The 20,484-nt window shown below is 74.1% G+C and carries 20 protein-coding genes and 1 tRNA gene; 8 read left to right on the top strand and 13 right to left on the bottom strand.

Going from position 1 to position 20,484, the window contains the following annotated elements; all coding sequences use genetic code 11:
* The first annotated feature begins 6 nt into the window (after positions 1–6).
* The 5 genes from ACVWNX_RS04175 (at position 7) to ACVWNX_RS04195 (ending at position 5,184) form a co-directional block, all read left to right on the top strand.
* Positions 7–873, top strand: coding sequence for a sugar phosphate isomerase/epimerase family protein (locus ACVWNX_RS04175; RefSeq protein WP_454412499.1), 867 nt, complete (start codon positions 7–9; stop codon positions 871–873).
* Between the two features lie 112 nt (positions 874–985).
* On the top strand, positions 986–2,230 hold the full coding sequence (locus tag ACVWNX_RS04180) for an MFS transporter (RefSeq protein ID WP_454412500.1): 1,245 nt from the start codon (positions 986–988) through the stop codon (positions 2,228–2,230).
* Positions 2,227–2,856 (top strand): D-glycero-alpha-D-manno-heptose-1,7-bisphosphate 7-phosphatase, encoded by a 630-nt coding sequence (locus ACVWNX_RS04185; RefSeq protein ID WP_454412501.1) that lies wholly within the window; start codon positions 2,227–2,229, stop codon positions 2,854–2,856. Before ACVWNX_RS04180 ends, ACVWNX_RS04185 begins: the two co-directional genes overlap by 4 nt.
* Positions 2,843–4,417 carry a GMC family oxidoreductase gene (locus ACVWNX_RS04190; RefSeq protein WP_454412502.1) on the top strand — a complete coding sequence of 525 codons (1,575 nt, stop codon included), beginning with the start codon at positions 2,843–2,845 and terminating at the stop codon, positions 4,415–4,417. The genes ACVWNX_RS04185 and ACVWNX_RS04190 overlap by 14 nt, the downstream gene beginning before the upstream one ends.
* A complete protein-coding gene (locus ACVWNX_RS04195) occupies positions 4,417–5,184 on the top strand; it encodes an SDR family NAD(P)-dependent oxidoreductase (RefSeq protein WP_454414623.1) in 768 nt (255 codons plus the stop codon). The genes ACVWNX_RS04190 and ACVWNX_RS04195 overlap by 1 nt, the downstream gene beginning before the upstream one ends.
* A 419-nt stretch (positions 5,185–5,603) precedes the next feature.
* On the opposite strand, the gene ACVWNX_RS04200 is transcribed toward ACVWNX_RS04195, so the two are convergent.
* Positions 5,604–5,680, bottom strand: a tRNA-Pro gene (locus tag ACVWNX_RS04200).
* A gap of 230 nt (positions 5,681–5,910) precedes the next feature.
* On the opposite strand from ACVWNX_RS04200, the gene ACVWNX_RS04205 reads away from it, so the two are divergent.
* Together ACVWNX_RS04205 and ACVWNX_RS04210 are read left to right on the top strand one after the other, a co-directional pair.
* Complete coding sequence (locus tag ACVWNX_RS04205; protein ID WP_454414624.1) at positions 5,911–6,567, top strand: transketolase; 657 nt, start codon at positions 5,911–5,913, stop codon at positions 6,565–6,567.
* A 19-nt stretch (positions 6,568–6,586) separates the two neighbouring features.
* Entirely contained in the window at positions 6,587–7,519 is a 933-nt protein-coding gene (locus ACVWNX_RS04210; protein WP_454412503.1) for a transketolase family protein, read from the top strand.
* Positions 7,520–7,655: 136 nt separating this feature from the next.
* Here ACVWNX_RS04210 and ACVWNX_RS04215 read toward each other — a convergent pair whose 3' ends face one another.
* The 11 genes from ACVWNX_RS04215 to ACVWNX_RS04265 all read right to left on the bottom strand — a co-directional run bounded on the left by ACVWNX_RS04215 (position 7,656) and on the right by ACVWNX_RS04265 (position 19,081).
* A complete protein-coding gene (locus tag ACVWNX_RS04215) occupies positions 7,656–9,098 on the bottom strand; it encodes an MFS transporter (protein ID WP_454412504.1) in 1,443 nt (480 codons plus the stop codon).
* A gap of 481 nt (positions 9,099–9,579) precedes the next feature.
* Positions 9,580–9,939, bottom strand: a complete 360-nt coding sequence (locus ACVWNX_RS04220) for an MmcQ/YjbR family DNA-binding protein (RefSeq protein WP_454412505.1) — start codon at positions 9,937–9,939, stop codon at positions 9,580–9,582.
* An 87-nt stretch (positions 9,940–10,026) separates the two neighbouring features.
* Positions 10,027–10,566, bottom strand: a complete 540-nt coding sequence (locus ACVWNX_RS04225) for a GNAT family N-acetyltransferase (RefSeq protein WP_454414625.1) — start codon at positions 10,564–10,566, stop codon at positions 10,027–10,029.
* A gap of 254 nt (positions 10,567–10,820) precedes the next feature.
* Positions 10,821–11,771, bottom strand: coding sequence for a LysR family transcriptional regulator (locus tag ACVWNX_RS04230; RefSeq protein WP_454412506.1), 951 nt, complete (start codon positions 11,769–11,771; stop codon positions 10,821–10,823).
* A 117-nt stretch (positions 11,772–11,888) separates the two neighbouring features.
* Complete coding sequence (locus tag ACVWNX_RS04235; RefSeq protein WP_454412507.1) at positions 11,889–13,109, bottom strand: glycine C-acetyltransferase; 1,221 nt, start codon at positions 13,107–13,109, stop codon at positions 11,889–11,891.
* Positions 13,110–13,246: 137 nt separating this feature from the next.
* Complete coding sequence (gene tdh, locus ACVWNX_RS04240) at positions 13,247–14,275, bottom strand: L-threonine 3-dehydrogenase (RefSeq protein ID WP_454412508.1); 1,029 nt, start codon at positions 14,273–14,275, stop codon at positions 13,247–13,249.
* 323 nt (positions 14,276–14,598) lie between these two features.
* A complete protein-coding gene (locus ACVWNX_RS04245; protein WP_454412509.1) occupies positions 14,599–15,174 on the bottom strand; it encodes a GAF domain-containing protein in 576 nt (191 codons plus the stop codon).
* Positions 15,171–15,770, bottom strand: a complete 600-nt coding sequence (locus tag ACVWNX_RS04250; RefSeq protein ID WP_454412510.1) for a GTP-binding protein — start codon at positions 15,768–15,770, stop codon at positions 15,171–15,173. Before ACVWNX_RS04250 ends, ACVWNX_RS04245 begins: the two co-directional genes overlap by 4 nt.
* Entirely contained in the window at positions 15,748–16,125 is a 378-nt protein-coding gene (locus ACVWNX_RS04255) for a DUF742 domain-containing protein (protein ID WP_454412511.1), read from the bottom strand. The genes ACVWNX_RS04250 and ACVWNX_RS04255 overlap by 23 nt, the downstream gene beginning before the upstream one ends.
* The gene (locus ACVWNX_RS04260; RefSeq protein WP_454412512.1) at positions 16,122–16,559 is read right to left on the bottom strand and encodes a roadblock/LC7 domain-containing protein; all 438 of its coding nucleotides are present in this window, start codon (positions 16,557–16,559) and stop codon (positions 16,122–16,124) included. Before ACVWNX_RS04260 ends, ACVWNX_RS04255 begins: the two co-directional genes overlap by 4 nt.
* 80 nt (positions 16,560–16,639) lie before the next feature.
* Positions 16,640–19,081, bottom strand: a complete 2,442-nt coding sequence (locus ACVWNX_RS04265) for a sensor histidine kinase (protein WP_454412513.1) — start codon at positions 19,079–19,081, stop codon at positions 16,640–16,642.
* 603 nt (positions 19,082–19,684) lie between these two features.
* On the opposite strand from ACVWNX_RS04265, the gene ACVWNX_RS04270 reads away from it, so the two are divergent.
* Entirely contained in the window at positions 19,685–20,017 is a 333-nt protein-coding gene (locus ACVWNX_RS04270) for a hypothetical protein (protein WP_454412514.1), read from the top strand.
* Positions 20,018–20,045: 28 nt separating this feature from the next.
* Here the strand turns inward: ACVWNX_RS04270 and ACVWNX_RS04275 are convergent, their stop codons facing one another.
* Positions 20,046–20,189, bottom strand: coding sequence for a hypothetical protein (locus tag ACVWNX_RS04275; protein ID WP_454412515.1), 144 nt, complete (start codon positions 20,187–20,189; stop codon positions 20,046–20,048).
* Positions 20,190–20,484 lie beyond the last annotated feature (295 nt).

Raw genomic sequence — 20,484 nt, forward strand, 5'->3', positions numbered from 1 at the left:
CAACGAATGTCGATCGCAGTGTCCGGCACCGAATTCACGGAAGCCGACGGCGTGGACGGCCTGATAGGAATGGCCGGGGCCGCTCAGTGCGACGCGGTGGAGTTCTGGTATCCGAAGAACGCCCTGCGGGACGGTGCCGACGCCGCGTTCCGCAAGCTGGATCGTGCCGGGCTGCGGATAGCCTGCATATCGACCCCCAGCCAGCTCTACGGTGCCGGCGAGGCGGACTCCGTCCCGCTTCTCCACGAGGCGATCACGTGGGCGGCACGGACCGGAAGCAACCGGGTGAACACCTACTTCGGTCACGCGCCGGTGGTCGATGACGAGAGGGCGATCGCGGCGTACGCCGACGCGCTGGCACCGGTCCTCGACCATGCCGCGGCCGAAGAAGTGGTCGTCGTGCTGGAGAACGAGTTCGACGCGTTCGGCTGGGACCCGGCCGCCTCCGACATCAGCAGACGGCCGGCCACGTTGGCGGCGCTGTTCGCCCGGGTCGACTCGCCATGTTTCGGCTTGAACTTCGATGCCGCGAATTTCCTCTGCGCGGGGGTCTCCCCGGCCCCCGACGCACTGGCCGCGCTGCTGCCATGGGTGCGCTACGCCCATGTGAAGGACGCACGCCCGGCGGCGGCGGAAAACCCGCCCGATGGCTGGACCCGGTACACCGACCACGGCAGGGCCTACGACACGGCGCCTCTGGGCGCCGGGGAGGTGGACTGGCCGACGATCGTCGACAGCCTGGCGACCGCGGGCTACGACGGGTACCTCACGCTCGAACCGCACTGCGCGCGGTCGATTCTCCTGGCCGAGACGGCCAGGGCCGCCGACCACCTGCGCGACCTGATCAGGGTTCACACCCCGTCCCACCAGTGATCCGCAGGCGTCTTCGCAGGCCGTCCCGCAGGAACAGGAAGAGCCCGGGCCGACGAGGAGTACATCTCTGTGCGGTGCCATGCCCTGCCCACCCCCGACCGACGGAGGAACCATGACCTCTACGGCTGCCGAGCCCTCGCTGTGGCGCAACCGCGACTTCGTCACGCTCTGGAGCGCCCAGGTCGTTTCCACCCTCGGCGCCCGGATCAGCTCAACAGCGATGCCGCTGCTCGTCCTGGCCACGACAGGAGAGCCCGCCGACGCGGGCTTGGTCGGAGCCGCTGGGACCCTGCCCTTCCTCATCGCCTACCTCCCGGCCGGACCGCTGGTCGACCGGTACAGCCGTCATCGGATTCTGCTGACGAGCGAGATCCTGGCCGGCCTCGCCCTGGCCACTGTTCCGGTCACCCTCTGGCTGGGACTGCTGACGACCACCCAGCTCATTGTGGTCGCGTTCGTCCAGGGGCTGTGCTTCGTGTTCTTCAGCCTGGCGGAGACGGCCGCTCTTCCCAGAATCGTCCCGGCCGTCCAACTGCCCGCGGCCGTGGCCCAGAACGAGGCCCGCAACCGCGGTGCCGCCCTGGCCGGCGGACCGATCGGCGGCCTGCTCTTCGGAATCGACCGCGCCCTGCCCTTCCTGGCCGACGCGATCTCCTACGCCGCCGCCTCCATCGCGCTGCTGTTCCTCCGCAGGGATCTACAGAACAAGACGACCGCGCCGACCGAGCCGCTGCGGCAGGCGACCATGGCAGGACTGCGCTGGATCTGGCGCCACCCGCTCATCCGCACCGCGACCCTGCTGATCACCGCCACCAACCTGGTCTTCCAGGCACTCGTCCTGACCATCGTCGTCCTCGCCCAACGCCACGGTGCCACCTCCGGCACCATCGGAACCATGCTCGGCATCTACGCCGGCGGCGGACTCGTCGGCGCACTGGTCGCTGGCCGGGCTCATCGCTTCTTCACGCCCAGAATGGTCATCATCGGAGTCAACTGGATCTGGGCCGCCCTCTTACCGCTCTTCCTCCTCACCACCAACCCCCTGCTCATCGGGGTGATAGGCGCGGCCACCGCCTTCATCGGCCCCTTGTGGAATGTCGTGATCATCAGCTACAGCGTGCTCCTGGTCCCCAACGAGATCCTGGGCCGGGTCACCAGCGCGGCAATGACCCTCGCTTGGGGTGCCATGCCCATCGGCTCCCTCGGCGCCGGGCTGCTGCTGACCACGGCGGGCCCCACCGGTGCCGTCCTCGCCCTCACCACCGTCATGCTCGTCACAGCGGTCTGCGCGACCATCAGCCCGTCCGTCCGCAGCGCCCCGCCGCTGACCCCGCACAAGGGGCAGGTGGCAATATGACCGCCCCCGCGCGCACCCGTGTCCTTCGGAGGTCGGCGGTGTTCCTCGACCGCGACGGCACTCTCACCGAACCCCGCCACTACCCGTCCCGCCCCGAGGACCTGATACTCCAGACGGGCATCGGGCCACCGCTACGCGTCCTCCAGCAGGCCGGTTTCGCCTTGATCGTGGTCACCAACCAGAGTGGACTGGCTCGCGGCCTGTTCGACGAGGCCGCCATCGCACCGATGCACCACCGGCTGCGGGAACTCCTGGCGCACCACCAGGTTCGGCTGGACGGGATCTACCTCTGCCCGCACCACCGAAGCGGTACCGTGCCGCGGCTCTCCCTCGCCTGCCCGTGTCGCAAGCCCGCCCCGGGAATGCTCCACCAAGCCGCCCGCGACCTCGACCGCGACCTGTCCTCCTCGTGGATGGTCGGCGACTCCGCGTGTGACATCGAGGCCGGCCGCCGCGCCGGAACCCGCACTGCTCTCGTCGGTCCGAAGCCCCTCACCGGTATCGCACCGACCCTGCACCGACCCACGACCGCCGAGGCGCTCACCGCCATCGCGGCCTGGGCAAGCTCCGCAGACCGCATACCTGACCCGACGAACTCCATGGGGAACCACCATGCCGACAACTGACCTCCCGCCCCGCCCCGCCGCATGGCAATGGCCCGCTGCGGCTCCGGACGCCGAGGACCCGCACTTCCGGATAGTGATCGTCGGAGGCGGGCTCGCGGGGCTCGAAGTGGCCTGGCGACTGGCCGCTCTCGGTATCGACGACGTCCTGGTCGTCGAAGGCGGACCCGCGCGGGATCTGCTGCACATCAACTCCGCGCACCGGCCCGATCAAGCGCTGCGTACCTTCCTCGACCCCGTCGTCGACCCGCACTTCCAGCGTTGCTGGACATCGGAATCCGCCCCGCACTACGCCGGTACCACCGGCCTGCGCAAGCGCCTCGGTGGACGTTCGCTGTACTGGTACGGCGCGTCGCTGCCGGTGGAGAACTGGGCGCTGGCCGACTGGCCGGAGCAGGTCGTGGCGGACCTGCGCGGCTCGTGGCTGGGCGGCGCACCGCTCTACGAGCGGGTCGCCGCGGAACTCGGCGTAGATCCGGCCCCGCTCAACTCGCAGCAACCGGCTCTGAAACTCGGAGGATTCCGTCTCGTCCGCACCCCGCAGGCCGAAACCCGGTTCGGCGACGACGGCCGCTGGTACGCCTACTCCCCGCTGGACCATTGGCGGCACCCGGTGACGGGCGCCGCGCTGGAGGCCCCGCGCGGCATCCGGTTCCTGTGCGACACCGACGTCCTCGCGGTCGACGTCAAAGACGGTCGAGCCCGCGGCGTGCTCGTCCGGGAAGCCGGCCCGAACGCCGAGGCCCGCCGGATTTCCGCGGACTCGGTGATCCTTGCCGCCGGGACCATCGAGAGCAGCAGGCTAGCCATCCAGGCGCTGTGCGCGGTCGACCCCGGCCGCCCGCCCCGGCTGGACGGGCTGACCGACCACATCGTCCAGGGCTTCTTCCTGCGCGTGCGCGATGACCGGGCATCCCGCGGACTGCCGGACATCGCCTCCGGCTCGTATGTGACCGCGTGCGAGGACGGCCACCGCTCGAACCTGTTCATCACGGTCGTACGGCCCGAACCCGGCATCCTTCAATTCGACGTGCGGCTCACCGGGGAGCAGGTGCCCGGGAGCGGTAGCCATGTGACGTGCGAGCCGACCCCCGGGTTCCCGTGGCGCACCACTGTGACAGCCGAGCTGGCCCCGGTCGACCGGGACGTGGTCGCCCGCCAGCGACGGGTACTGGACGAGGTGTGGCTCCAGCTGGCCACCGAGTTCGGTCTCACCCCCGCGCCCCTGGCCTTCGACGACTTCGACCGCCCGCTGCGCACCAACGCGTTCGTGCTGCCGGAGTCGATCGGCACGGAGGCGTCCGAAGGGCCTTTCACCTGGTCAAGCCTGTTGGGCACCGAGGACCACGAGGGTTGCACGTTGCCGCTGGGCGACGTACTCGACGACCGCCATATGTTCGCCGCCGTCCCCAGCCTCTACGCCTGCGGCCCGGCGACCTTTCCCCGCATGGGTGCCGCCAACCCCTCGCTCACCACCCTGGCTCTGGCGCGGCGGCTGGCCCACGTCCTGGCCGCCGATCACGGCCCGCAGCCGCACCGGGTGGCAGCGGAGGCGGACGCGTGATGTTCGCGGACAAGCGCATCCTGGTCACCGGAGCGTCGAAGGACATCGGCCGGGGCATCGCGCTCGATCTGGCCAGGCGCGGAGCAAGCGTCGTCGGCACGTACCACACCGGCGCGGACGACGCGGAAGAACTCCGCGCCCTCGGCGTCGGGGAGATGGTCCACCTCAACCACCTCGACCGGGAGGAATCAGCGGCCACGCTCGGCCGGCTGGCCGCCACCGGTCCCTTCCACGGGCTCGTGAACAACGCCGGCGTCATCGAGTTCACGCCGTGGGCATCCAGTCTGGACTCGTGGGACAGCGTGCTGGACGTCAACCTGCGGGGCCCCCTGGCCACCGCGATCGCGCTGTCCCCGACCATGCCGCCCGGCAGTTCGATCATCAACATCTCCAGCACGGCGGGGAGCGTGGGCTCATTCGATTCACTCGCCTACGCGGCGAGCAAGGCCGCGCTCACCAACCTCACGAAGAGCCTCGCCAATGTGCTCGGGCCGTCCGGAATCCGGGTCAACGCCGTATCGCCCTGCCATATCGACGGCGACGCCCCCGCGCAATCAGCCGGATTGACTCCGCTGGGGCGCAACGGGTTTCCGGATGACATCGCCTCGGTCGTGGCGTTTCTACTCACCGATGGCGCTCGCTTTGTCACCGGTACGGAAATCACCGTGGACGGTGGGTACACCGCCGCGGACGCCCTCGCAAAACGCGCGTACGAAGCGGGGCCAGGGGCATTGCGTGATCGAGATCCGTCCGGGTTCGCCATGTGAGACCAGGGGCTGGTCCACTCGGTCCGCTGGAATCGGAGCGCGGTTCGGTCGGCGCGGAAGGGCCAACACAATCACGGCCCACGGAACGGGATCGCGGCTGTACGCGATGCGGACACCGCTCAGCGATGCCGCACGGCCCGCTCCGGACCCACCGAGCCCAGCCCATTGCCCCCGGTCGCCGCGTCCGCTCAACCAGCTCGGCAAGAGCGGGGCTTGACACCCCACCCCAACCGGAATGAAAGGCGGTGGACCTTGATCCAGGGCTGAGGCCAGCGCTGCTCGCGTTGGCCGAGCCACCAGCACCCTGGCGAACCGGACCCGGACGGGCGTGCGACCACACTGCGACCACCACGGCCCTCAGACGCACGAAAGGCCGCCCTCTCACGGATGAGAGGGCGGCTTCCGACCTGCGAAAACGCTGGTCGGGACGACAGGATTTGAACCTGCGACCCCTTGACCCCCAGTCAAGTGCGCTACCAAGCTGCGCCACGTCCCGGTGCCCGTCGTGACCTGGGCTTTCCCCCGGCCGGACGTGCACGGAAACCATACCGCACTCGGGACCGTGGTCGCGCACTTCCGGAGAGTTGACCTCAAGGACGCTTCAGGTTGCACAGTGGTGTCATGACCAAGGTGACCGACGCCATGGGGCGTGCGAGGCCGGACGGGCGGGCCGGAAGGGCCGGGGACGGCGTGGACGGATACGGGTACGGGGACCTGGAGCGGTTGATGGGGCTACTCACGGGGGACGAGAAGCACGACGTCGCGGCGGCCTCGACGCTGGACGCGCTGTGGGTGCTCTACGACCGGGTGCTGAGGGTCTCCCCCGCCACCGCCCGGGACCAGGGCCGGGACCGGTTCCTGCTCTCCAAGGGCCACGGCCCGATGGCCTACTACGCGGTGCTCGCCGCGAAGGGGTTCGTCCCGGTGGAGTGGCTGCCCGGCTTCGGCGGGTACGACTCGCCGCTCGGGCACCACCCGGACCGGCTGCTCGTCCCCGGCGCGGAGATCGGCAGCGGCTCCCTGGGGCACGGGCTCCCGCTCGCGGTGGGCACCGCGCTCGGGCTGCGGGCCCAGGGACTGACCGACCCCGCCGTGTGGGTGCTGATCGGCGACGGGGAACTGGACGAGGGAAGCAACCACGAGGCGATCGCCTTCGCCGGACCCGCCGGGCTGGACCGGCTGCACACCGTGGTGATCGACAACGCCTCCGCGACCCAGGCCCGGCCCGGTGGCATAGCCGCCCGCTTCGAGGCCGGGGGCTGGTCCACGGTGACCGTCGACGGCCGCGACCACACGGCCCTGTACGACGCCTTCACCGCCCCGCACCCCGGACGCCCGCACGCCGTCGTCGCCCGCGTCGGCTCCCCGCGCGCCGACGTCTGAGCACTGGAGAGGACCACCGATGGACACGATGCGCGACCGTTTCGCCCCCGTGCTGACCCGGATCCTGGACGAGGACCCCCGGGTGGCCGTGGTGCTCGCCGTGATCGGCTCCGACGGCTTCGCCGAGGCCGCGCGCCGCCACCCGGACCGGGTGATCGACGTGGGCATCCGCGAACAGTTGCTGGTGGGCACGGGCGCGGGACTGGCCCTGACCGGGCTGCGGCCCGTGGTGCACACCTTCGCCAGCTTCCTGGTGGAGCGGCCGTTCGAGCAGATCAAGCTGGACTTCGGCCACCAGGGCATGGGCGGGGTGCTGGTGAGCGCGGCGGCCTCGTTCGACTGGCCGTCCGGCGGCTACACCCACATGTCCCCGGGGGACGTGGCGCTGCTCGACACCCTGGACGGCTGGACGGTCCACGTCCCCGGCCACCCGGACGAGGCGGAGACGCTGCTGCGGCACGCCGTCGCCGCCGGGGACGACAAGGTGTACGTACGGCTGTCGACCCAGTCCAACCCCCGGGCGTTCCCGGTCGACGGAGAGCGCTTCCACACCGTGCGCGAGGGCGGGCGCGGAGTGGTGGTCGCGGTGGGCACCACCCTCGGCGAGGTGCTGACCGCCACCGAGGGCCTGGACGTGACCGTGCTCTACGCCACCACCGTCCGGCCCTTCGACGCGGTCTCGCTGCGCCGGGCCGCGCTGGCGACCGCCGGGCCGCACGGCACCCCGGACGTGGTGCTGGTGGAGCCGTACCTGGCCGGGACCTCGACGGCCGCCGCGAACGACGCGCTGGCCGATGTGCCGCACCGGGTGCTCGGGCTGGGCGTGGGCCGCCGTGAGCTGCGCCGGTACGGCACGATCGAGGAGCACGTCGCCGCGCACGGGCTGGACGCGCGGTCGCTGCGGGAGCGGGTGACCGGCTTCCTCGGCGGCGGGACGCCGCCCACCGGCTGAGGTCCGGGCCGGTCCCGCCGGGCCCGGGGCCGTTCCCGGCGCCGCGCGCTCAGCTCCTCGGGGCAGCCGGCAGGTCGGCAGGTCGGCGCCCCCGGGTCCCCCGGGCCCGGGGCACTGATCTCCCGGGCCCGGGAGATCAGTGCCCCGGGTCGCCGCACTCCCCCGGGCCCCGGCCGGTCGGTCCGCCCGGGGCCGCGCACCCCGGCGGGGCTCCGGCGCCGGAGCACGCCGCCCGCTCCGCCGGGGCGTCCGGCCGGTCCGGTCCCGGCGGGCGCGGGGGACCGCCGGAGGTGACGGGACCGGGCCGGGCGAGATCGGCGCGGACCAGTCCCCGGACCGCCGGGATCAGCAGCAGCACGGCCGGGACGACCAGGGCCGTCACCGCGCCGAACAGGAGCACCGAGTCGCCGGAGGTGGCGGTCGAGGCGGGTCCGGCGAGGGCCTGGCCGACCGGCACCATCGCCAGCGAACCGGCCACGTCGTAGGCGTGGATGCGGTTGAGCACATCGGGCTGGACCTGGGTCTGGACGCTGGTCGCCCACATCACGGCCCAGAAGGAACCACCGGCCCCGGCGACGACGGCGCCCAGGCACATGGCCCACACCGGCAGTCCGGCGCCGACCGTCGCGGGGTGGGCGGCGAACCCGAAGAGGGCGAGCGAACCGGCGCGGAGCATGTGCCGGGGGCGCAGCCGCAGGGCGACCAGGCCGCCGAGGACGGTGCCCGCGCCGAGCGCCGAGTTGACGAGGCCGTACGCGCGGGGGCCCTCGTCCTGGATGACCTCCGTGGCCACCAGGGGGATCGCCGGGCCCGCCACCGCGACCGTGTAGAGGCACCAGACGGCGATCACGCCCCACAGCCAGGTGCGGGACCGGAACTCCCGCCACCCCTCGACCAGGTCGGCGCGGAATCCGGCGCCGCCGACGCGGTCGTCGGGCGCGGGCGGGGGCAGCCGCATCAGCACCAGACAGAGCGCGCTGACCGCGTAGGTCGCGGCGTGGGCGACGAAGACGCCGCCCGCCGAGGAGAACGCGACCAGCAGACCGGCCAGGGCCGGACCCGCGAGGTGCGCGGTGGACTCCGCGACCCGGATCGCGCCGTTGGCCGCCTGGACGTCGGAGGCGAGCCGGGGCACGGTGCTGGCGACCCCGGGCTGGAAGATCGCGGCGGCGGCTCCGTTGACGGCGCCGATGACGCAGATCTGCCACAGGACGACGTGTCCGGCGAAGAAGAGTCCGGCGGCCAGGGCCTGGGTGACCAGCCGGACCAGATCGGAGCCGATCATCAGCAGCCGGGTGCTGAAGCGGTCCGCGAAGACCCCGCCGAAGATCACGAGACCCGCGAAGCAGGCGACGGACGCGGCCATCGCCAGACCGACCGCCCCGGCCCCGTACCCGTGCTGGAGGAGCCCCGCGGCGAGGGCCACCGGAAGCATGGTGTCGCCGAGCTTGGCGACCGCCCGGGCGGTGAAGAACAGGTTGAAGTCCCGGGACCAGAGGCGGGTTCCGGAGCCGCCGCGACCCGGCGCGGGGCCGTCGCCGCCCGGGGTACGGCCACCACGTCCCGGTCGGCGACGCACCGGTCCACGGAAGGCGGACCGTCCGGCCCCGGTTCCGGACGCGGCACCCGCGCCCTTTCCGGCACCGGCACCGGTCCCGTCGTCCTTCCCGGCCGCCCCGGACCCGTCGCCGCTCCCGGCGGGGTCGTCCTCGCGGGCCGCCCGTCCCGCCCCGGCCCGGTGGCCGTCCACGGGGGCCCCGGAGCCCTGGGCGCGGCCGCCCGTCCCGGGGTCGCGCTCCGCGCCCCCGGGTATCAGCGGGCCGGGCGGCCGGGCGGGCCTCCGGGGCGCTCCCCCGGCACGGCGCGGCCCGCGCGCCCAGGGCCGGAGGACCCCGTCCCCTCGACCGTCTGCACTCCATCCGGACGTCGTCGAAAGCGTCGACATCGCTGTCCGTACCCTCCCCAGCTTCCCCCGGGTCGTCGGTACCTGTGAACCTCCTGAGGGCCCCCCGACCCCCGGTTCGGATCATGCCAGGCGCGTCCGCCCACGGAAAGCGGTTTCACTCCCCGTTCGCGACCCCCAGGGCGGGGTGGGCCTCCAGCAGCCGGGGCGGGGCGGCCTGGCGCCAGGAGTCGGCGAGGATGTCGGTCAGCTCGGCGTCGTCCTCCAGGGCCGCCAGCCGCACCCGCACCCAGGCGAAGGACGCCTCGTGGCCCGCGATCCAGAACTTCTCCGGCTCGGCGAGGACGAGTTCGTCGCGTTCGACCTTGGGACAGCGCACCGCTATGGACGTCTCCTCCTCGGGGAGGGTGGCGAACATCTTGCCCGCGACCCGGAAGGTGGGCATGCTCCAGGCGGTCTTCTCGGTGGTGTCCGGGAAGGACAGGGCCACCCGGCGTACGTCGTCTGCGTCTGGCATGACACGAACGGTAGCCAACGTCACTGACAGCGGCCCCCGGCCCGACCGCCACGGGGACGGCCGGGCCGGGGAACGCGCGACGGGGCGTCACACCGGGGAGGGCGCTCCGGCACCCGGGCCGGTGACGGCCGGGTGCTTGTAGAACAGCGTGGTGGGGCGCAGGACGCCGGACGGATCGGCCGCGAAGTCGGGGATCACGCCCGCCTCCCGCCAGCCCGCTGCCCGGTAGAGGCGTTCGGCGGGGCTGCCGGTCTCGGTGTCGAGGTGGAGCAGCCGCACCCCCTCGGCCACCGCGCCCCGCTCGGCGGCGGCGAGCAGCGCGCGGGCGAGCCCCCGGCCCCGGGCCCGGCGGTGGACCATCAGCTTGACCAGTTCGGCGCGGTGGGTGCCGTTGGGCTTCCGGGTGAACAGGATCCCGACGGTGCCGGTCACGCCCTCCGCGTCACGGGTGACCCAGATCGCGTGGTGCCCCGCCTCGACGGCGGGGACGGCGTCGCGCCACGCCCCGGCGGCGTCGGCGCGGTCCAGCGGGGCGAGGAAGCCGAGGGAGGCCCCCGCGTTGACGGTGTCGGCCAGCAGCTCCGCCAGCTCTCCGGCGGCGGCGGTCAGTTCGGCGCCGGAGCGCAGCCGGACCGGTTCCTCCCGCCCGGCCGCCCCGGGACCGGGACCAGGGCCGGGAGCAGTCCCAAGGCCGGGACCCGCACCCGCGTGGGCCACTGCCCCGGCGCCAGGACCGGCACCCGTCCCGTGGCCGTCCGTCGTCGGTTCGTCGTTCACCGTGGTTCTCCTCGCTCGCTGGTTTCCCGTCGGCCGTGGCAGGAGTGCGGGTCCCGTGGGCCGGGTGGGGTCCGGTGCGCTCCGGCGGCGGGCGCCGGGCGCCGTCACCGCGCCGTCGCGGTGTGCTCCTCCCGCTCCCGCGCCGCGCCGGAGAGCGCGGTCAGCACGGGACGGATCAGTGGGTGGTCCTCCGCGCCGCAGCGCACCGCCGCGAACACCCGCCGGGTGGGCGCGGCCCCGGCCAGGGGGCGGACGACGACCCCGCCGAGGTCCATGCCGCGCAGCGCCGAACGGGGCACCAGCGCGACCCCGGCGCCCGCCGAGGCCAGCGCGACCACGGCCCGGAAGTCGTCCGACTGGTGCTCCAGCCGGGGCTGGAACCCGGCGTGCTCACAGGCGAGGACGACCACGTCGTGGCAGGGGTTGCCGGGGTAGGGGCCGATCCAGGCGTCGTCCGCCAGCGCGGACAGCGCGGAGGGTTCCGCGAGCGCCGCCAGCGCCGAGCGTTCGGCGAGGCGGTGGCCGAGCGGCAGGACGGCGTCGAAGGGCTCGGCGTACAGCGGGACCCGGGTCAGCCGGGGGTCGTCGGCGCCGGGCGCGCCCCGGTACTCGACGGCGACCGCGACGTCCACCTGGCGGTCCAGGACCATCGGCAGGCTGGCGTCCCCCTCGGCGTCCTGGACCCGGACGTGGATGCCGGGCGCCTCGGCGGCGAGGAGGGCGAGGGCGGGGGCGACGACCAGGCCGATGCCGGTGGCGAACGCGGCGACGGTGACGGTGCCCGCGGAGCCGGAGCGGTAGGCGGCCAGCTCGGCGTCGGCGCGTTCGAGCTGGGCGAGGACGGCGTGGGTGTGGCGGAGCAGGATCTCCCCGGCCGGGGTGAGCCGCACGCCCCGGGCGCCCCGGTCGACGAGGCGGTGTCCGGTCTCCTGTTCCAACGCGGTGAGCTGCTGGGAGACCGCGGAGGGGGTGAGGTAGAGCGCGGCCGCGGCGGCGGTGACCGTGCGGTGGTCGGCCACCGCGCGGAGGATGTGCAGCCGCCGTGCCTCGATCACGCCCGCGCCCCGCTCATGTCCCTGCCTCCGTATCGGCCATGTGTCCGATTCTCGCAGGTTCCGGGGGGTGCCCGGGCCGGGGCCGGTCCGGGGGTCCGGCCCGGCCCCGGCCACCGCTCAGTCCCCGGCGGGCCCGGCGGCCGACGCGGCGCGCTCGGCGGCCAGCTCGGCCCGGGCGGCCACGAAGGCGTCCACGGCGCGGTCGACGTCCTCGGTGGAGTGCGCGGCGGAGAGCTGGACCCGGATGCGGGCCTCGCCCCGGGGGACCACCGGGAACGAGAACCCGATCACGTAGACGCCCCGGTCGAGCAGGAGTTCCGCCATCCGGGCGGCCTCGGCGGCGTCACCGATCATCACGGGGGCGATCGGGTGGTCGCCGGGGAGCACGTCGAAGCCCTCGGCGGTCATCCGGGAACGGAACAGCGCGGTGTTGTCGGCCAGCCGTCGCCGCAGGTCACCGGCGGACTCCAGCAGATCGAGGACGGTGAGGGAGGCGGCGGCGATGACGGGGGCGAGGGTGTTGGAGAAGAGGTAGGGGCGGGAGCGCTGGCGCAGCAGCGCGACGATCTCGGCGCGGGCCGCGACATAGCCGCCGGAGGCGCCGCCGAGGGCCTTGCCGAGGGTGCCGGTGACGATGTCCACCCGGTCCTCGACCCCGTGCAGGGCGGGGGTGCCGCGACCGCCGGGGCCGGTGAAGCCGACGGCGTGCGAGTCGTCGACCATGACCATGGCGTCGTAGCGGTCGGCGAGGTCGCAGATCTCCGCGAGGGGCGCCACGTAGCCGTCCATGGAGAAGACGCCGTCGGTGACGATCAGCTTGCGCCGGGCGCCGGACGCCTCCTTGAGCCGCTCCTCCAGTTCGGTGAGGTCGCGGTTGGCGTAGCGCAGCCGGCGGGCCTTGGAGAGCCGGATGCCGTCGATGATGGAGGCGTGGTTGAGGGCGTCGGAGATCACCGCGTCCTCGGCGCCGAGCAGGGTCTCGAAGACCCCGCCGTTGGCGTCGAAACAGGAGGAGTAGAGGATCGTGTCCTCCTGGCCGAGGAACGCGGAGAGCCGGGCCTCCAGTTCCTTGTGCACCTCCTGGGTGCCGCAGATGAACCGCACCGAGGCCATGCCGTAACCCCAGCGGTCGAGGGCGGTGTGCGCGGCGGCGACCACCTCGGGGTGGTCGGCCAGCCCCAGGTAGTTGTTGGCGCAGAAGTTGAGCACCTCGGCGCCGCCGGACACGCCGACGGTCGCGGACTGGGGGGTGGCGATGACGCGTTCGGGCTTGTGCAGCCCGGCGGCGCGGATCTCGTCGAGGGTGGCGCGCAGGTCGTCGCGCACGGAGTCGAACATCGTCGGGTCCCGTCCTTGGTGGGTCGCGCGGCCCTCTGGGAGCGCGCGGTGGTGTCGTGGAACGCGGTGGCGCGGGAGCCCGCGGCGGGGTGCCGCGGGCGTCCCGGGGTGCGCGGGGCGCGTGCCCCGGCGGGGTGTCAGATGGTCCAGTCCAGGATGACCTTGCCGCCGCGTCCGGAGGCGGCGTCCGCGAAGGCCGCCTCGTGGTCGCGGTAGTCGTAACGGCCGGTGATCACCGGGGCGAGGTCCAGTCCGCCCTCCAGCAGGACGGACATGGCGTACCAGGTCTCGAACATCTCCCGGCCGTAGATGCCCTTGATCGTGATCATGGAGGTGACGATCCGGGCCCAGTCGACGGGGAACTCCTCGGTCGGCAGGCCGAGCATGGCGATCCGGCCGCCGTGGGTCATGTTGCCGATCATGTCCCGCAGGGCCTCGGGGCGGCCGGACATCTCCAGACCGACGTCGAAGCCCTCGCGCAGTCCGAGCGCGCGCTGTCCGTCCGCGATGGCGGCGGTGGAGACGTCCAGGGCGAGGGTGGCGCCGATCTTGCGGGCGAGGTCGAGGCGTTCGGGGCTGACGTCCGTGACCACGACGTTGCGGGCGCCCGCGTGCCGGGCGACCGCCGCCGCCATCAGTCCGATCGGTCCGGCCCCGGTGATCAGCACGTCCTCGCCGACCAGCGGGAACGACAGCGCGGTGTGCACCGCGTTGCCGAACGGGTCGAAGATGGCGGCGATGTCGAGGTCCACCGGCACCCGGTGCGTCCAGACGTTGGAGGCGGGCAGCGCCACGTACTCGGCGAAGGCCCCGTCCCGGCCGACCCCGAGCCCGACGGTGGCCCGGCAGAGGTGGCGGCGTCCGGCGAGGCAGTTGCGACAGGTGCCGCAGACCAGGTGGCCCTCGCCGCTGACCCGGTCCCCCACCGCGACGTCCCGGACCTCGCGGCCGGTCTCCACGACCTCGCCGACGAACTCGTGGCCGACGATCAGCGGGGTGCGGATCGTCCGGCGCGCCCAGCCGTCCCAGGCGCGGATGTGGAGGTCGGTGCCGCAGATCCCGGTGCGCTGGACCCGGATGAGCACGTCACCGGGGCCCACCTCGGGTTCGGGGACGTCGGCCAGCCGGAGTCCTGGTTCCGCCCGGTCCTTCAGCAGTGCCTTCATCGCCACGGCTCCCTGTCGTCGTCGCACGCCGACGGCACGGCGGAGCGGGGGCTCGCCGTCCGGGGCGGAATGGGGTGTGCCGGACGCGCGGGGCGGATGCGGGCCCTCGTCGCCGACGGAACGAATCTGCCGTACGACGGGGGCCGGGTCCATCGAGGTTTTCTTAAGCGGCGCCGCAGGTTTCCTACAGACGGCGCGGTGACGCCCCCGCTACGGCGCCACGGACGGCACGGCGCCGGGTACCCCGCCGCCCGGGCAACCGGCCGGACGGCGGTCCGGCACGTCCGCCCGGACGGCGGTCCGTCCGGTGGCCGTCCGGCGGGTCACAGGAAGTCGTCCTCCCGGCGCCGGATCTCCGCCGCCAGCTCCGCGGCCCTGGCCTTGATGGTCTCCAGTCCGGCCCGCCCCCAGGGCCTCGGCTCGGTGTCGACCACGCACACCGTGCCGAGGGCGATGCCCGTCCGGTCGAGCACCGGCGCCCCCAGATAGGTCCGCACCCCGGTCTCGTCCACCAGCGGGTTCCCGGCGAACCTCGGGTAGTCGCGGACGTCCTCCAGGACCAGGGCGCGGCGCCGGACGACGACGTACGGGCAGTAGCCGCGCTCACGGCTCATCCGGCGGCCGGGCGCGCCACCGTCCGGTCCGGCGCCGAGGGCGGCGGCGCAGCGTCCGGCGGGGGTGCGCAGTCCGGCGAGGAACTGCTGGTGCTCGTCGACGAAGTTGACCATCGCGAAGGGGGCTCCGGTGGTCTCGGCGAGCAGGTCCGCGAACGCGTCGAACACCGGGTCGGGCAGTCCGCCCAGACCGAGCGCCCGCAGCCGCCGGGCCCGTTCGGGTGCTTCCCGGTCGACCGGGGTGAGCAGGAACGGCACGGGCCGGGCGGCCGGTAGGTGCCTCATGCCCGGGCCTCGTGGCCCGTCGGGTGCGCGGGCGCGTACGCGATCAGGTGGCGCACCAGGGTGAGCAGGGTCTGGACGCCGGAGCTGGAGATCCGGGCGTCGCAGCGGACGACCGGCACCCCGGGGTCCAGGTCGATGGCGGCGCGCACCTCGTCGGGGTCGTAGCGGTGGGCGCCGTCGAACTCGTTGACGGCCAGGATGAAGGCGAGGCCGCGCTGTTCGAAGAAGTCGACCGCCGGGAAGCACTCCTCCAGCCGCCGGGTGTCCGCGAGGATGACCGCGCCGAGCGCGCCCTCGGAGAGTTCGTCCCACATGAACCAGAACCGTTCCTGGCCGGGGGTCCCGAACAGGTAGAGGACGTGCTGCGGGTCGAGGGTGATCCGGCCGAAGTCCATGGCGACGGTCGTCTCGGTCTTGTTCTCGATGCCTTCCAGGCTGTCGGTCGTGGCGCTGACCGTGGTGAGCAGTTCCTCGGTGCTCAGTGGCGAGATCTCGCTCACGGCTCCGACGAAGGTCGTCTTGCCGACCCCGAAGCCCCCGGCGACCAGGATCTTCAACGCCGTCGGGAAGGGGTCAGAGGTGCCGTCGTAGTCCATCGAGCACTGCCTCCAGAAGGGACCGGTCCGTGGGGTTGTGGAAGAAGGCGGGCGGTTTCGTCGTCAGGGCCCCGCAGTCGACGAGGTCGGACAGCAGCACCTTGGTGACGGCCGCCGGCAGTCTCAGCTGGGCGGCGAGCTCCGCGACGGAGACGGGGGCGTCGCAGAGCGCGAGGACCTGCGCGTGCTCCGGCCCCAGTCGGCCGAGCGGGGTCGCGCCGGTGCTCATGACCTGGGACATCAGATCGAAGGACGTGGTGGGCCTGGTGCGGCCGTTGCTCACCGTGTACGGCCGCACCAGGCGTCCGGCGGCCTCGTCGAGCCATGGTCCGTCCGTGCGGGCGACGGTACTCAACGCCGGATCCCGGTCGGTTCGGACGCGAGCGGCTGACGGGGCGCGGTCATGAGGTAGGGACGGACGCTCTTGACGAGCATCGCCATCTCGTAGCCGAGGACGGCGGCGTCGGCGTCGCGTCCGGCGAGGACGGCGAGGCAGGTGCCCGATCCGGCGGCGGAGACGAACAGGAGGGTGTCGTCGAGTTCGACCACGACCTGCCGGACCTCCCCGCCGTCGCCGAACCGGATGCCCGCGCTGCGGCCGAGCGAGTAGAGGCCGGAGGCGAGCGCGGCCATGTGGTCGGCACCGTCCGGTTCGAGGCCGTGCACGGACTTGACCAGCCCGTCGGAGGACAGCAGGACCGCGCTGCTGGTGTGCGGCACCCGCTGGACCAGGCTGCTCATCAGCCAGTCGAGGTCGGTCGTCGGGCCGGTCTGCACATCGCTCGCCATGGTGGTTCGACTCCTTGGAAGTACGGCGGTACGGAGGGGGTCGGGGGGGGCCGGGGCGCCCCGTGGGGTGGGGCCGCCGGTCAGGGGGTGGGGGTGCCGGACGCGGGCGGCGGGCCCTCGTCGACGGGTCCGGGACGGACGCCCCGGACGGTGGGCGGCGGAACGGGGGGCGTGGCCAGCCGCCCGGCGGCGAAGGCGCTGAGCGCCAGGTCGTGGATGGGGGTGCGGGTGAGGGGGGGCAGTTCGTGCGCGGGCACGTCTAGGGCGGTGAGGACGGGGGGCCGCCCGCCGTCGCCCCCGGGGACGGTCCCGGCGGGCGGGTCCACGGCGGGGTGGTCCAGGGCTTCGGGCGCGCCGGGGGCGCCAGGGGCACTGGGACCGCCGGGGGCGAAGTGCTCCGGCGCGGTCGGGAGGGGGTACTCCGGGAGGGTCCGCGCCGTACCGGGGCGGGGGGGCTCCGGCGTGGGGGGACGGAGGCGGTCCGGCGTGGTCGGGCGGGGGTGGTCCGGCGTGGGGGGACGGGGGTGGTCCGCCGCCGGGTCGGGGCGGGGGGGCTCCGGGGCGGTGGGCGGGAGCGGGGCGAGGCGCTCGTCCCGGACGCGCTGGGCGTACTGGGCCTCGGCCAGGCCGACCCCGCGCTGGAAGGCCGCCATCAGCCCCGGGTCGGCTTCGCCGGACGGGCCCCGGGACGCGCGGCGGCGGTCCGGCGCCTGCCGCAGCTGGGGGACGAGGTGCTGCTGCGCCTGGCGCTTGGGGAGCACCGGACGGTCCTTGGCGGCCCGTAGGCCCCCGCGCGGGAGGAGCCGGGCGGTGGGGCGCTCCTCGACGGGTTCACCACCGTGCGGGGCCATGGCCCGGGGCGGCGGGACCGGGGCGGGAAGCGCCGCCGTGGGGCCGGGGGCGGGGGGCCGGGGGCCGGGCGGGGTCGTCCTCGGGGCGCTCGCGCCGGGCCCGGTCCCGCCGTCCCCGGCGGACGGTCCGCCCGGCGCGCCCTGATCGGCGCGGACGGCGCGGTCGACCGGGAGGGCCCGGTCGGCGGGCGGGGGTTGCGGAGCGGCGATCCGGCGGACGGACCGGGAGTCACGGACCGGCAGCGGCGTGGGCCGCCCCGGGACGGCCGGGGCGGCGGGGGCCGTCGCGGAGGGGCGGGGGCCGGTGGTGGGGGCGGGCCGTGCGCCCGGGGGGACGGTCCCGGCGCGCGGGGCGGCGGGGACGGCCCGGGGAGCGGGGCGCGGGGCGGGGAGTTCACGGGCCGCAGCGGCCCTGGCCGGGCCTCCGCCGGAGCCGAGGAGGTCCTGCGGCAGGACGAGGACGGCCTGGGTGCCGCCGTAGATGTTGGTCTGGAGCCGGACGACGATGCCGTGGCGGTGGGCGAGCTGGGAGACCACGAGCAGACCGATCCGGCCGTCCTGGAGGAGACTCGCGACCTTGATCTGGTCGGGGGCGGTGAGCAGGGCGTTCATCCGGGACTGTTCCTCGGTGGGCATGCCGAGCCCGCGGTCCTCGACCTCGACGGCGAGGCCCGAGGTCACCGGGGCCACCCTCAGCAGCACTTCGGTGTGGGGGGCGGAGAACACGGTGGCGTTCTCCACGAGTTCGGCCATCAGATGGACGACGTCCGCGACGGCGTGGCCCTGCAGGCTGCCCTCGATCGGGGGGACGAGCCGGACCCGGGAGTACTGCTCCACCTCGGCGATGGCCGAGCGCATGACCTCGTGGAGGGAGACCGGGCTGCTCCACTGGCGCCGGGAGACGGCACCGCCGAGGACGGCGAGGTTCTCCGCGTGCCGGCGGATGCGGGTGGCGAGGTGGTCGACGTGGAAGAGCCCCTTGAGCAGTTCGGGGTCCTCGACCTCGTTCTCCAGCTCGTCCAGGATCGTGATCTCCCGGTGCACCAGGGACTGAAGGCGTCGGGCGAGGTTGACGAAGACCTCCACCTTCTGTTCGCTCCCGGCCCGGCCGGAGAGCTGGGCGGCGTGGTGCACGGCCCGGACGGCGGTCTCCCGGGAGCGGTCCAGCTCCCGGGCGAGGCGGTCGAGGCCGTCGCCCCCGGGGTCGTCTCCGGGGTCCTCGTCGCCGGGGAGGCCCGGCCCGGTCCCGTCGGCGGTGAGGGTGGGGGCCTCGGGGGTGATCTCGCCCCGGCCGAGCGCGGCGACCAGTTCCCTGACCGCCTCCCGGCCCTCCGCGCTGGCCCGGCCCAGTTCGCCGATCCGGTCGCCGAGGGCCCGGGCGGACCGGCGGGCCGCGACGGCGGCGATGACGATCGCGGCGAGGGCGACCGCGAGGGCCGCGGCGAGCACGATCCACAGGACCGGCCCGGCGGGGGTGGTGGAGGCCCGTACCGTGAACAGCACGGCGGCGGTGGCGCTGAGGGCGACCGCGACCGCGGGGAGCACCGCGATCCGTGACAACTGTCCGCGTATGTGCGGCCCGGGCAGCGGGGGAACGGTGCGGCCCGGTCTGCCGTGCCGGCCGCCCTCACGGCGGGCTGCGCGTTCGGCCGGTGCGCGAAGGTGTGACATCGGTGGGTGTCCTTCTGGGGTCCAGCTGGCCTGCCGGGCGCGTGGCGTGGTGCGCGCTCGGACCCTGAGAACGGCCCCGCGCTCCGATTCGTCACCCGGCGAACACACACCGTAGTCGTCATTCCCTCGGCCGCGTCCCGCAGTTGGAGAACTCCGGCGCGGAACGTCCCGCTGTGGTATGAGGCTCCGCACTGCAGTCCGAAATCCCCGACCGGCACCGACGGACACCGATGGGCACCGACGGGCCCCGCCCGGACGCCCGTTCGACCCCTGAGGCGTCCGGGGGCCGAACGGCGTTGCTCCGAGGCCCTGGGCGGGACGGGCCAGGGGCTCCGGGCGGGCGGGTGCCGGGGCCGCCGGGGAAGGCCGGGCTCCGGGCGGCCCGTTTCCGACCCTCCGGGCGGGGAGCTCAGTTGACGGTCACCGTCAACCGGGCCGACGGGAGCAGGCGTCCGCCGTCCGCGACGAAGGCGAACGTCACCGTATAGGTGCCGGGGGCCAGCGAGGCGGCGGCGGTGAGCGTCAGCCGCCGGGAGTCGTCCGCCGGGCCGTCCGGGGCGAGGGTGCCGGAGGCGGCCCTCAGGGTCAGTCCGGCGCGCGCTGGTGCGGCTGGAGCGGCACGGCGTCGACTTCACGGCGGTGCTGGCGGCGCTGGCGGGAGTGGCGCTGGCGTTCGCCCTCGTCCGGCCGTGGGGACGCGCGCTCCCCCGGTGGTTGCTGCTCGTCCCCGCCTGGGCGGGAACGCTGCTGATCCCGTACGGCCTGCTCACCGCCGCCCTCGCCCTCGTCGGAAGCGGCGCCCCCGCCGCGCCTTCGGTGACGTGGTGGGTGGTGCCCGCCGGGGTCGGCGCGTTCCTGGGCGTCGGAACGGCCCTGGGTGTCGGAGCCTGGTCACGTCTGAACCCACGGGCCGTCACCGGACGCCCGTCCCGTTGAGGCGTACCGGCCCCGTACCGGTGCGCGCTCAGACCGATCCGAACGGATAGGAACTCAGCATCGTCCCGGAGTGCGCCTCGGGGCCGCCCTCCATGTGCCGGGGCAGCTCGGCGAAGAAGTCGGCCAGCAGGGCGGGGGCGTTGCGGCGGTCCAGGCGTGCGTCTTCTCGCACTTGCGGGACCAACTGGCCGACCTGGACGCCCGGATAGCCGTCCTCACCGACGCCCGCACGGCGCTGGTGGACATCCTGCGGGCTTCCGACCGCCCCGCCGACGCCGCCTGAGGAACGCTCCGTGTTCCCCCCCCGGCGCCACACTCCGGTCATCGAACGGCAAAGACGGCACCCCGGGAAGTCCCGGCGGTGACTGCGCACTTCCGGACATAGTCAGCGCCCGCACGGAAGGCCGCCGGACGGTTCCGGCACGGTTTGGGCCCGCTCCCACTCGCGAACGGCCGACCGGAACCTG

It is taken from the genome of Streptomyces sp. JNUCC 64, assembly GCF_054484115.1.